Raw genomic sequence first — 11,827 nt, forward strand, 5'->3', positions numbered from 1 at the left:
CCGGGCTCCGCCCGCGGGCCGGTGGGGGGGTCGGGGTGGGTGGGGGTGTTGTGCCCCCCCCCCCCCCCCCCCACGACCGTCGTCGAACTCGAAGGGGGCCGCTGGCGCTTCCGCCGCCAGGTCTGGCCCGCGTCGCACCCGGCGAAACTCGCCGCGCAGCTGTACACGACCTCGCTGGAGGAGCGGCTGAACACCCGCACCGGGACGCGACCGGCCGCCGGGGAGACCGCCGACCTGTAGCGCTTAGGTGCCGCTCGATACCCTTGCGGCCCAAGGAATCGCGGAGCACGAGCGGCTACTTGCGGACCATCTCCAGCCCGGCCGGCACGGCGTCGCTGCCTTCGCCGTTGAGCGCGTGGAGTCCTTCGGCCACGAACCGGGCCACCGCGACGGCTCCGGCGGTCGTGTAGTGCGTGTTGTCCTTCTTGAGGTCGGCGCTCACCTCGATGCCGCGCTCGGCGGCGGCGCCGTGCACGAAGAGCGCGGCCGAGGCCTCCTCGCCGAGCCAGGTGTAGAGCCAGCGGGTGAACGCGTTGAGATCGATCACCGGCACGTCGAGCTCGTGCCCGAGGCGGCGCACCTCGGCCGGGTACGGGCCGTGCGAGTACCGCAGGGCCCCTTCGGGAGTGAACATCCGCCGCTCGACGCTGGTGGTGAGCACCGGCTTCGCGCCGGCGGCGCGGACCTCCTCGATGAAGGCGGTGAGCCGCTCGCGGTAGCCGCCCTCGGCGGCGAGGGTCTCGGGCTCCTTCTGGTCGTTGTGGCCGAAGCCGAACACGACGGTGTCGCCCGGTTGCAGCTCGTCCGTGATGAGCTTCCAGTTGCCCCGCTCCCGGAAGGTCGCGGTCGTGGCACCGCCGAAGGCGCGGTTGCTCACCGGCTCGGCGAGGAACGCGGCGAGCTCGTCGCCCCAGCCCAGGAGCGGCAGCTCGGCGTGCCCGGCGGAGTCGCCGTTGTCGGTCGGAGCGACGGTCGAGTCGCCGGCGAGGTGAATCATGATCTGCCTTTCACGATGCGGTGGCGCGCGCCGAAGCGCTGTAGGAAAGCGGTTGCGCCGAGGGTATCGGCATCGTAGCGAGGGTGGGCACCGTGCGCGAGGCCCCCTGGGCGGGCGGTTTTCGGCCCGCCCAGGACCCGTTTTGCTCCCCGAACACCGCAGAAATTAAGAAAATCAATCTCCACCTCTTGAAAATTAAGATTCTGACGAGTACAAATTGAGGTATGGCAGATGAAGCATTGGATTGGCAGGAACTCACGAACCTGACCCGGGGGCAGTCGTTCACCGTCGAGCGCGTGCGCCTCGACGAGAGCGGCGTCGCGATCGAGGGCGCGTTCGAGCTCCCGCAGCTCGCGCAGCTCAGCGCCGAGGACCAGGTCTTCGTCACCGCGTTCGTGCGGTGCCACGGCTCCATCAAGGAGATGGAGCGGACCTTCGGCGTCAGCTACCCCACGATCAAGTCCCGGCTCAACCGGATCACGCAGGCCCTCGACTTCGTCGAGACCGACCCGGCGCCCTCCCGCGCCGACGTCATCGAACGCCTGCGCCGCGGCGAGATCAACGCCGAGCAGGCACTGTCCGAACTGGAAGGATCGCCGTGATGCCGCACCTCGTCACCGTCCGGGTCGTGCGCCCCGGGCACCGCACCCTCCGGCTCTGGATCCCCGTGCTCCTCCTGGTGATCCTGCTGTCGCCGATCCTCCTGCTGGCACTCCTGGGCGGCGTCATCGCCTGCATGGTCTTCGACATGCGAGTGCTGCCGACCTTCGCCGGCGTCTGGCGCGTCATCGCCGCACTCCCCGGCTCCCGCTTCGACATCGAGCAGGGCCGCCACGCCTTCCTCGTGAACATCCGTTAAGAGAGGTCCCGAAATGAACGAACAGCGCAAAGCCATCCTGGACATGCTGGCCGCAGGCACCATCACCGCCACCGAGGCCGAACGGCTGCTCGTCGCCCTCGAGGCGGGCGAGCCCGCCCCGAGCGCCGCCGGCCGGCCCAAGGGCAAGCCGAAGTACCTCCGCCTCGTCGTGGAGTACGTCGACAACGGCGAACCCGGCCGCGTCAACATCCGCGTGCCGCTGGCGCTCCTGCGCGCCGGGGTGCGGCTGACGGCCCTCGTCCCGCCGCAGGCGCTCGAGAAGGCCAACACCGAGATGGCCAAGTCCGGCGTCCCGTTCGACCTGACCCAGCTCAAGCCCGACGAGCTCGAAGAGCTCGTGAACCACCTCGACGAGGTGATCGTGGACATCGACAGCGCCGATGCCCAGGTCCGGATCTTCAGCGAGTAGCCCGATGTGGCGGATCCGGCTGGCGGCCGGCCTGATGCGGGCGCGGTGGCGGGCCGCGCCCCGCCGCCACCTCAGGCGCTGGGCGCGCCAGGCCTGAGCGGCGACCCGTCAGTCCCTTTCGGTCTGAGCTCCACTTCGTCTCCGCCGCATATGGTCTCGCCGGCATTCGAGCGACTTGCGCGAACCGCCGCAAACCAGGTCTTGTAGGGTGGCTGCAGCTCACCTCGACACCCCGAGGCCGGTCCGGAAGGCGGGAACCGACATGCAGTCCATCGACATCGACCCCGAATCGCTGCGGAAGGGCGCCGAACAGCTCGACCAGGCCAAGGCCTCCGTCCAGGCGCGGTACGAGCAGTTCCGGACCGAGGCCGAGTCCCTCTTCGACGCGTTCGGCGGCGACGACATCGGCTCGATCCTCGGCGAGGCCCACACCGCCTGCCTCGAAGCGGCGAGGGAGTGCTTCGAGACGAACATCGAGGGCCTCGCGGACTACGCGGAATGCCTGCGCGGCTTCGCCGACGACTATCAGGCCGCCGACGACGACGCCGCCGCGGACCTCGACGCCCTCTTCGCCGGCCTCGTGCCGCAGCAGCCGGTCCAGTAAGGAGACGCGCCCGTGGGAATGCAACTGCCGTCGGAACTCGTATCGATCCTGGGGGCGCTCGGCTACAGCTGGCCGGAGTCCGACGAGGAGAAGCTGTTCGAGCTGGCCGGCACCTGGACCGGCATGGCCGGCACCATCTCCGGCTCGGTCGACGAACTGAACGCCGCCGCACGGACCGTCCTCGACGCCAACTACGGCAAGGACATCGACGCCTTCAGCGCGGAATGGGACGACGAGGAGTCCTCCAACCGCAACATCGGGGACACCGCCGACCCCTTGAACGTCATCGGCATCGGCCTCACCGCGGCCGCGGGCCTGACCCTCGCCCTCAAGATCCAGGTGATCGTGCAACTGGTGATCCTCATGGTCCAGATCGCCTACGCGATCGCCACCGCCGCGATCACGTTCGGCGCCTCGCTCCTGCAGATCCCGGTCTTCAAGACCATCACCGGCAAGATCATCGACATGCTCGTGGGCATGGCCACCGAGGCGGTGCTCAGTGGGAACCGGTAGGTCGCGGAGCTCCTCGCCGCGCAAGACCAGCTCCACCCGCGGGCAGCTCCTCTCGGGCGTGCTCAACAGCACGAGCACCTTCAAGACCGCCAAGGGCCCGGCGGCCCCCGCGCCGCCCAAGAAGCGCAAGCGCCCGCCGCGCCAGTCCGTCGCCAACGACCCCTACCAGCGCCCCAAGTTCAACAAGTCCACCAAGGACAAGATCTGGGAGAACGCCGAGAAGGCCAGCGCCGACGGCAAAGTGCGCGACCCGCTCACCGGCAAGGTCATGGACAAGAAGGACCGCTGGGACGGCGGCCACGCCCCCGACTGGGAGTTCCGCAAGCACAAGGCCGCGGCCGAGCAGTACGGGACGACCATCTACCCGCGCAGCCAGTTCGTCAAGGACTACAACACCCCCGACCACGTCATCCCCGAGCTCCCGAGCTCGAACCAGAGCCACGCGGGCGAGGGCAAGGGCGACGAGTGGGCGAAGCTGCTGAAGAACCGGTACGGCACGCCGCCTCCCTAGCCGGGGCGCAGCCAAGGTACGGTTCGACCGGCCTCCGAGTGAGTCTGTACTCTCAGTAAGGAACTGACATGCCGATTTCCGAAGCCGACAAGCGCGTCGGACTGAAGGTGGCGGACGCCTTCGACGACGGCGAGTTCGACCGGGTCGCCCGGTTCTGGACCGAGGACGAGTCGGCGTTCGTCGACGTCGCCAAGTACGACGGCTCGCCGGGTCCCGGCATCGCCTCGTACGCGACGCTCGGCCTCTCCGCCGCACCGCTCATGGACGGCTCGACCGAGATGCCGTTCCGCGTCGAGATCTGCGGCGCGGCCGACGACGGCTACGACGGCTTCGCGAACATGCTCGCCTCGGTGGCGTTCGAAGTCCTGGACGGCGGGTTCGTCTATCCCGACCGCATCATCGGCGGCGTGGTGGAGGGGTACTACCCGGACCTCGAGATGAAGCACCTGCTGCTCATGTCCCCGTTCCTGTGGGGCGAGCGGCTGCGCTCGTTCGACGCGGGGGGGCGACAGGTCGCGTTCCTGCAGGCCGTGCCGATCTCGAACGCGGAGCTGGACCTCGCCATGCGCACGAGCGTCGATGAGATGACCGACCTCTTGATGGCGCGCGGCGCCGAGCCGACCGACCTGGCGCGGGCCTCGGTCGTCTGACCCACCGGGAGGGGATCACTCCCGCTTTCACGGCCACCAGGGCCGGGCGCATCGCGCCCGGCCCTGGTGTCGTTCCTCTTGGCAGTGCACAGAACGGCAGTGCGCAGATCTGGTGGAACTCGGTGACGGTGAGGTCGTGGAAGACGGCTCGGCCCGCGTCGGTGAACAGGCCCAGCCGGTCGTCCCCCGGCCGGGCGTACACCAGGCTCGAGTGCACGTCCGGCGGTTGGTCGGGAATGGCCGGTCAGCATGAGCGGACCGGCCATTCCGAATGGCTCTCGGTCATATTTCCGATCGGTACGGCGGGTTCGCGCCCGCCCGCGAGCAGGTGATGGCCGCGACCTGCGAGGCGAAGTCGACCGCTTCGCGCGCTTCGGAGGCCGTGAGGCGCGCGAGGTCGTCAGGGCGCAGGCGCCCGTTCCGGTCCAGCCAATCGAGCAAAGCGCCGCCGAAGGAGTCGCCCGCGCCGACCGTGTCGACCATGTCGACGGGAGCGGCGGGCACGTCGAACGCCGCGCCTCCGGTCCGCACCAGCGAGCCCTTGCCGCCGCGGGTGATGACGACCAGCTTGCGGCCCTGGGCGATCCAGGCATCGGCGAGTTCAGCAGGGTCGGACCCGGGCCAGATCCACTCCAGGTCCTCGTCGGAGACCTTCACGATCGCCGCGAACTCGAGCCAGCGTTCCAGGCGCGCCCGGTAGGCCTCACGGTCGCCGAGGAGCGCGGGGCGCACGTTCGGGTCGAGGCTGATCGTGGTGTGCGCGCTGAGTTCCTCGAGCCACTGCTCGATCGCCGGTCCGCCGGGGTCGACGGCGAGTGCGAGCGACCCGGCGTGCACCGCGTCGAGGCCCGGCTGGCGCGGCAGTTCGCTCGGGGCCCACTGCCAGTCGGCGGTGCCGTCGACGTGGAACGCGTAGTCCGCCGATCCTCCGGGGCCGACCGAGACGATGGCCAGGCTCGTCGGCTCCGCAGCGTCCACGATCCACCGCAGGTCCACATCGGATTCGGCCAGGTGGGTGCGCAGGAACCTCCCGAAGGCGTCTCCGGAGAGCCGACCCAGGAACGCGACCGCACTGCCCAAGCGCCCCAAGGTGACGGCGACGTTCATCGGGCTGCCGCCCGGATGTGCGACCGGACGGCGGGCGTCCTCCTGGTCGACATTGAGGTCGATCAATGCCTCGCCGATGACTCCGATCACGCCCGTACCAGCCTCTCGCCGTCCCACCGCACCGGAATCGGGTCGGTGAGCTCGCCTATTAACCCGCCGTCCTCGATATTGCGGAAGCCGAATGATAACCGTCTGCCCGTCCACGTCGTGGAGTCGTGCGGCGTACAGGCTCTCGTGCTCCGTCTTCGCGCATGAAAGCGGCGGGAACCGCCCGTGTCCGGCCTTCGCTAGTCTGTCTCCAGCACCCCTTGCGACCCGTCCCCTCTGGAGGCAGCTCCGTGGAGTTGCGAATCCTGGGTGAGCTCGAAGTGCGGCACGAGGGCCTCGACGTGCCGATCAGCGGCACCCAGCAGCGCAAGGCGCTGGCCGTCCTCCTCCTGGAATCGGGCCGCACGGTGTCGATGCAGCGGCTCATCGAGGCGCTCTGGCAAGGCGAACCGCCGAACTCGGCATCGAACCCGACCGCCGCCTGCGCAACCTCTACGTCGCCATCCTCCGCGAAGACCCCAGCCTGGACCTGGTGCCGAGGGCACCCGCCGCGCCGCCGCGACCCGAACCGGCCCGCACCGCCGATGCCGCGACCGCTGCGGCGCCCGTGGCCCGCCGGCCCGCCGCACCGGCCGCCGGACCCAAACGCGCGCCCGCCCGGCCCTCCCGCCTGTCGTCCCGCGGCTTCTCCCGGCTGGTCGCACTCGGTCTCGTCGGGTTCGCCGTCATTGTGGCGACCGCAGGGGACGAGCGCCGCAGCGAAGCGGCCGACCTCGGCGCGAGCATCGCGAACGAGGCCCCCTGGACTTACCCCGCGACCCTGCTCGGTCCCGGGCCCGGCGTGTTAGGAATGATCATGGTCCTTCACCGCTCCTATGACGCCGTGATCGTCGGCGGCGGCCACAACGGCCTCGTCTCCGCGGCCTACCTGGCCCGCGCCGGACGCCGCGTCCTCGTCCTGGAACGCTTGGGCCGCACCGGAGGCGCCGCGATATCGGCGCCCGCGTTCCCCGGCGTCGACGCCCGCCTCTCGCGGTACTCGTACCTGGTGAGCCTCCTGCCGCGCAAGATCGTCGACGACCTCGGCCTGCGGTTCGACCTGCGCAAGCGCAGCGTCTCCTCCTACACCCCGACCGAGCGCCGAGGCCGCGACACCGGCCTCCTCGTCACCCGCGACGCGGGCCGCACCAGGGAGTCCTTCGCCCGGCTCACCGGCTCGGAACGCGAGTTCGCGGCCTGGCAGGACTTCTACGGCAAGGCCGCGCACGTCGCAGAGCGGGTCTTCCCCACCCTCACCGCCCCACTACCCACAGAGGACGAACTGCGCGAGCGCGTGGGCGACGACCGGATCTGGGGCATGTTCTTCCAACAGACCCTCGGCGAGACCATCGAGCAGACCTTCACCGACGACCTCGTGCGCGGCGTCGTGCTCACCGACGGCCTCATCGGCACCTTCACCTCCGCATGGGCCGAGGACCTGCGGCAGAACCGGTGCTTCCTGTACCACGTGATCGGCGGCGGCACCGGCGACTGGGACGTCCCCGTCGGTGGCATGGGCGCCCTCACCGACGAACTCGCCCGCGCCGCACGCGAGGCGGGCGCCGAGATCCTCACCGGCCATGAGGTCACGGCCATCGCCACCGACGGACAACGCGCCGAGGTGACCTACCAGCACGAGCAGCGGACCGCCACGGTCGACGCCGGGCACGTGCTCGTGAACGCCTCGCCCGAGGCGCTGGCAGACCTGCTCGGCCAAGAGCGGCCCGAACCCGCCGAAGGGGCGCAACTGAAGGTCAACATGCTGCTCAAGCGGCTGCCGAGGTTGCGGGACACCGGCGTCGACCCCCGCGAGGCCTTCGCCGGGACCTTCCACGTCACCGAGTCCTTCGAGCAGCTCGAAGCCGCCTACGCCGAGGCGGCCGCCGGGCGGCTCCCGTCGCAGCCGCCCTCCGAGATCTACTGCCACTCCCTCTCCGACCCGTCGATCCTGGGGGAGGCGCTGGCGCGCGAGGGCTACCAGACGCTGACGCTGTTCGGACTCCACACGCCCGCAAGGCTTTTCGACGGCTCCGGGGATGAGAAGGCGCGGTTGCTCGCGGCCACCGTCGCCCAGCTCGACCGGTACCTCGCCGAACCGCTGGCCGACTGCCTGGCCACCGACGGCGACGGCGCGCCGTGCATGGAGGCGAAGACCCCGGTCGACCTCGAACGCGACCTCAGGCTCCCCGGCGGCAACATCTTCCACCGGGACCTGTCCTGGCCGTTCCGCACGGATGCGGCGACCGGCCGGTGGGGCGTGGAGACCGGGCACCCGAACGTGCTCCTCTGCGGCGCCGGGGCCGTGCGCGGCGGCGGCGTGAGCGGGATCCCCGGGCACAACGCGGCCATGGCGGTCCTCGAAGCCCGGCCGGGCGTCGGACCCCGCACGTAGACTGCCCGGCAGAGGCGAAGGAGGGGGCGATGGCCCAGATCGACGCGGTCATGGCCGAGCTGGCCGAGCTCGAGGACCCGAGGATCCGCGAAGTGAATGAGCGGCACGGCGACGACCACGGCGTGAACCTCACGAAGCTGCGCGCCGTCGCCAAGCGGCTCAAGACGCAGCAGGACCTGGCCCGCGAGCTGTGGGCCACCGGCGACACCGCCGCGAGGCTGCTCGCGCTGCTGGTCTGCCGTCCGAAGGCTTTCGAGCAGGACGAGCTCGACGCGATGCTGCGCGGCGCGCGGACCCCGAAGGTCCAGGACTGGCTCGTGAACTACGTGGTCAAGAAGCATCCCCAGGCCGAAGCGCTGCGCCTGGCGTGGATCGACGACCCCGACCCGGCGACCGCCTCCGCGGGCTGGGCGCTGACGAGCGAGCGCGTCCAGAAGCGGCCCGAGGGTCTCGACCTCCCGGGCCTGCTCGACGTGATCGAGGCCGAGATGAAGGACGCCCCCGACCGTCTCCAATGGGCGATGAACCAGTGCCTGGCCCAGATCGGCATCTCGCACGCCGACCTCCGCGAGCGCGCCATCGCCATCGGCGAGCGGCTCGAAGTGCTCAAGGACTACCCGACGCCCCCGAACTGCACCTCGCCCTACGCGCCGATCTGGATCGAGGAGATCGTGCGGCGGCAGGAGGCCGGCAAGGCCTGACGGTCCCCGTCAGGACTCGAGCGGCGGTTCGTCCTCGTCCGGGCCGGGCAGGAACGGCAGGGAGTCCTCGACCCCGAGCAGGTGGTTCGCCATGCGGATGCGGGCGGCGTCCGGGTCGTGGTACTTCAGGGCCCGCCAGATCGCGTTGTGCTCGCCGTGCGTGCGCCGGTCGATGCCCTCCTCGCGGAGGCTCCGCCACAGCCGCTCCCTGACGGTGCGGCTGGCGAAGGTCTCGATCATGCCGGTGAGCACCGGGTTGCCGGTGTGCGCGGCGATGATGCGGTGGAAGGCGATGTCGATCTCGATGATCCGCTCGTGCGCCTCGGGGTTCTCGTCGAGGATGCGGCCGGCCTCCTCGAGCAGGGCTTCGGCCTCTTTGAGGGCCTCGTCGGTGATCCTCGTGGCGGCGAGGCGGGCCGCCTCACATTCGAGCAGGCGGCGGATGGCGTGGAGGTGCAGGGTCTGCCCGTCGCCCTGGAGGTCGACGACGAAGCCCATCGGCGCGAGGAGCTGCGAGACGTCGAGGTCGGTGACGTAGGTGCCGTCGCCCTGCCGCGAGTTGAGGATGCCGAGGATCGACAGGGCCCGGACGCCTTCGCGGAGCGAGCCGCGGGAGACGCCCAGGGTCTCGGCGAGCTCCTTCTCCACGGGCAGGCGCTCGCCCGGCTGGAGGTCGCCGTTGAGGATCATGTGTTTGATGCCGTTGACGACATCGTCCGTGCGGGACATGGGTGCAAGTATCGCCGAGCCGCGCGCGAACCGCAACAATGGTCGGATCTTTCGCGTCGGGACCGGCGCTGCGCACGGAACAAGAGGGCCTTCCGGGTCCGGGCGCAGTGTGCAGTCTGCGTTGCCCGGCCGGAAGGCCCCCGGCCGCGAGCCGTACGACAGCGAATCGACCCCCCGACCCTCACATCGCGCTCGCGGCCGTCCCGGAGGCGGACCCCCGGGACGTCTCTACCCCTTGATGGCCCCCGTGATGACGGCCTTGGTGAAGTGCTTCTGGATGAACGGGTACATGATCACGATCGGGATCACGGTGCAGACCACGACCGCCATCTTGAGCGCCGCGGTGGGTGCGGCCTCGCCCTGGTCCTGGTACTGCGCCGTGGCGGAGGCGCCCTCGGGCAGGCCCTGCGTGGACATGAGCATCCGCTGCAGGACCACCTGGATCGGCTGGGTCTCCAGGCCGGGCGTGTAGAGCACGGCCGAGAAGTAGATGTTCCAGTAGCCCACGGCGTAGAACAGGGCGACGACCGCGAGGATCGCCTTTGACATGGGCAGCACGATCGTGAGGAGGATCCGGAACTCGCCGGCGCCGTCGATGCGGGCCGCGTCCAGCAGCTCGCCGGGGATCGTGTTCATGAAGAACGCCCGCAGCACGATCAGGTTGAACGCGCTCAAGGCGACCGGCAGGATCAGCGACAGGTAGTCGTTGAACAGGCCGAGCTTCTGCACCACCAGGAAGCTGGGGTACATGCCGGGGCCGAACAGGAACGTGAACAGCACGAGCATGAGGATCGGCCGGTGCAGGAGCGAGCCGGTGCGCGAGAGGGCGTAGGCCCCGCAGACGGTGAGCACCATGCTGAAGGCGGTGCCGCCCGTCGTGAGGATGATCGTGAGGAGGAGGGAGTCGGTGAGCGCGCCGCCGGAGAAGATCTCGGTGTACGCGGCCAGGCTCAGGTCGGTGGGGATGAGCAGCAGGTTCCCGCCCGCTCTGGAGAGGGCGTCCTCGCTGGCGAAGCTGGTGGCCACGATCGCCCACAGCGGCACCAGGATCGCGCCCGCGTAGGCGATCAGGAACAGCGCCTTGACGCTCTTCCCGACCAAGGACGGCTCCTCGTCCCACATGGGGCGGTTGCTCTGGCGGCGGGGCTTGGGCTTGATGTCCACGGCGGTCATGACTTCTGGTAGATCCCTTGCTCTCCGAGGCGGTGCGCGACCTTGTTGGCGGCGAGGATCAGGACGAGCCCGATCGCGCCCTTGAACAGGCCGGCCGCCGTGCCGAACGAGGCCCCTTCGGTGCCGATGACGCTGCGGTAGTACACGTAGGTGTCGAGCACTTCGGTGGCCTGGTAGCCGATGGCGTTGCGCTGCAGCTGGTACTGCTCGAACCCGACGGAGAGGATGCCGCCGATCTGGAGGATGAGCAGGAGGATGATCACCGGTCTGATGCCCGGCAGGGTGATGTGCCACATGCGGCGCCAGCGGTTGGCGCCGTCGACCGCGGCGGCCTCGTAGAGGCTCGGGTTGATCGAGGCGAGGGCCGCGAGGAAGATGATCATGCCCCAGCCCGCGTCCTTCCACGCCCACTGCATCCACGCCAGCACCAGGAACGTGTCCGGGTTCGAGGTGAAGGTGAGGCGGTCGCCGCCGAGGCTCATGAGCCAGTTGGAGACCAGCCCGTCGGCGCCTAGGACCTGGACGAACACGGTGACGACCAGGACCCAGGAGAAGAAGTACGGCAGGTACACGATGGACTGGAACGTGGACCGGACCTTGGTGGAGACCACCGAGTGCATGACCAGCGCGAGCACGACTGAGAGCGGGAACAGGAACAGCAGGTGCGCGGCGGCGAACTTCAGCGTGTTCAGCAGGGCCGGAACGAAGTACGGGTCGTTGAAGAGCCGCTCGAACCACGCGAAGCCGACGAACGGGTTCTCCCAGAACGGCCGGTGGGGGCTGTAGTCCATGAACGCGATGATGTTCCAGGCCGAAGGCCAGTAGAAGAACAGCGCGAGCTGGACGATGACCGGGAGGGCCAGCACCAGGAGGGGCCAGTCGTGCCGGAGCCGCTGGGCAGCGGACCGCTTGCGTTTGACGATGCGCGCGTTCGGAGTCCGGGCCGTGGTCGGCGGGGCCTCGCTTTGCAGAGTTGCCATGGGAGTTCCAGTCTCAAGTCCGAGTTCGGCGGGTGTGAGCGGCCGGGGGGGCCCCGCGGGGGGGGGGGGGGCGGCGCCGCCCGGGGGGGGGGGG

General features: G+C 69.9%; 15 protein-coding genes. 10 read left to right on the plus strand and 5 right to left on the minus strand.

Annotated elements, in window-relative coordinates; translation table 11 throughout:
- Window positions 1-48 precede the first annotated feature (48 nt).
- Window positions 49-240, plus strand: a complete 192-nt coding sequence (locus O2L52_RS01375) for a hypothetical protein (protein WP_270113498.1) — start codon at window positions 49-51, stop codon at window positions 238-240.
- Between the two features lie 55 nt (window positions 241-295).
- Here O2L52_RS01375 and O2L52_RS01380 read toward each other — a convergent pair whose 3' ends face one another.
- Window positions 296-997 (minus strand): rhamnogalacturonan acetylesterase, encoded by a 702-nt coding sequence (locus O2L52_RS01380; RefSeq protein WP_270113499.1) that lies wholly within the window; start codon window positions 995-997, stop codon window positions 296-298.
- A gap of 224 nt (window positions 998-1,221) precedes the next feature.
- Between O2L52_RS01380 and O2L52_RS01385 the strand changes: the two genes are divergently transcribed.
- From O2L52_RS01385 to O2L52_RS01415, 7 genes are all read left to right on the plus strand, one after another.
- Window positions 1,222-1,599: a DUF2089 domain-containing protein gene (locus O2L52_RS01385; protein WP_270113500.1), complete on the plus strand. Its 378-nt coding sequence runs from the start codon at window positions 1,222-1,224 to the stop codon at window positions 1,597-1,599.
- Window positions 1,599-1,856 carry a hypothetical protein gene (locus O2L52_RS01390; protein ID WP_270113501.1) on the plus strand — a complete coding sequence of 86 codons (258 nt, stop codon included), beginning with the start codon at window positions 1,599-1,601 and terminating at the stop codon, window positions 1,854-1,856. Before O2L52_RS01385 ends, O2L52_RS01390 begins: the two co-directional genes overlap by 1 nt.
- A gap of 13 nt (window positions 1,857-1,869) precedes the next feature.
- Window positions 1,870-2,286 (plus strand): SHOCT-like domain-containing protein, encoded by a 417-nt coding sequence (locus O2L52_RS01395; RefSeq protein ID WP_270113502.1) that lies wholly within the window; start codon window positions 1,870-1,872, stop codon window positions 2,284-2,286.
- Between the two features lie 262 nt (window positions 2,287-2,548).
- Complete coding sequence (locus O2L52_RS01400; protein ID WP_270113503.1) at window positions 2,549-2,890, plus strand: type VII secretion target; 342 nt, start codon at window positions 2,549-2,551, stop codon at window positions 2,888-2,890.
- An 18-nt stretch (window positions 2,891-2,908) separates the two neighbouring features.
- Entirely contained in the window at window positions 2,909-3,403 is a 495-nt protein-coding gene (locus tag O2L52_RS01405) for a WXG100-like domain-containing protein (RefSeq protein ID WP_344474456.1), read from the plus strand.
- Window positions 3,390-3,914 (plus strand): GH-E family nuclease, encoded by a 525-nt coding sequence (locus tag O2L52_RS01410; protein ID WP_270113505.1) that lies wholly within the window; start codon window positions 3,390-3,392, stop codon window positions 3,912-3,914. Before O2L52_RS01405 ends, O2L52_RS01410 begins: the two co-directional genes overlap by 14 nt.
- A 68-nt stretch (window positions 3,915-3,982) precedes the next feature.
- Window positions 3,983-4,564, plus strand: a complete 582-nt coding sequence (locus O2L52_RS01415) for a suppressor of fused domain protein (protein ID WP_270113506.1) — start codon at window positions 3,983-3,985, stop codon at window positions 4,562-4,564.
- Window positions 4,565-4,846: 282 nt separating this feature from the next.
- Here the strand turns inward: O2L52_RS01415 and O2L52_RS01420 are convergent, their stop codons facing one another.
- Window positions 4,847-5,761: a carbohydrate kinase family protein gene (locus O2L52_RS01420; protein ID WP_270113507.1), complete on the minus strand. Its 915-nt coding sequence runs from the start codon at window positions 5,759-5,761 to the stop codon at window positions 4,847-4,849.
- A gap of 814 nt (window positions 5,762-6,575) precedes the next feature.
- Between O2L52_RS01420 and O2L52_RS01425 the strand changes: the two genes are divergently transcribed.
- On the plus strand, window positions 6,576-8,150 hold the full coding sequence (locus tag O2L52_RS01425) for a phytoene desaturase family protein (RefSeq protein WP_344474453.1): 1,575 nt from the start codon (window positions 6,576-6,578) through the stop codon (window positions 8,148-8,150).
- Window positions 8,151-8,179: 29 nt separating this feature from the next.
- Window positions 8,180-8,851, plus strand: coding sequence for a DNA alkylation repair protein (locus O2L52_RS01430; RefSeq protein WP_270113509.1), 672 nt, complete (start codon window positions 8,180-8,182; stop codon window positions 8,849-8,851).
- Between the two features lie 9 nt (window positions 8,852-8,860).
- Here the strand turns inward: O2L52_RS01430 and O2L52_RS01435 are convergent, their stop codons facing one another.
- From O2L52_RS01435 to O2L52_RS01445, 3 genes are all read right to left on the minus strand, one after another.
- Window positions 8,861-9,580 carry a FadR/GntR family transcriptional regulator gene (locus O2L52_RS01435; RefSeq protein WP_270113510.1) on the minus strand — a complete coding sequence of 240 codons (720 nt, stop codon included), beginning with the start codon at window positions 9,578-9,580 and terminating at the stop codon, window positions 8,861-8,863.
- Between the two features lie 228 nt (window positions 9,581-9,808).
- Window positions 9,809-10,753: a carbohydrate ABC transporter permease gene (locus O2L52_RS01440; RefSeq protein ID WP_270113511.1), complete on the minus strand. Its 945-nt coding sequence runs from the start codon at window positions 10,751-10,753 to the stop codon at window positions 9,809-9,811.
- Entirely contained in the window at window positions 10,750-11,733 is a 984-nt protein-coding gene (locus tag O2L52_RS01445; protein WP_270113512.1) for an ABC transporter permease, read from the minus strand. The genes O2L52_RS01440 and O2L52_RS01445 overlap by 4 nt, the downstream gene beginning before the upstream one ends.
- Between the last annotated feature and the right edge of the window lie 94 nt (window positions 11,734-11,827).

Source organism: Glycomyces algeriensis (assembly GCF_027622855.1).
In the GTDB taxonomy this organism is placed as follows: Bacteria; Actinomycetota; Actinomycetes; order Mycobacteriales; family Micromonosporaceae; genus Glycomyces; species Glycomyces algeriensis.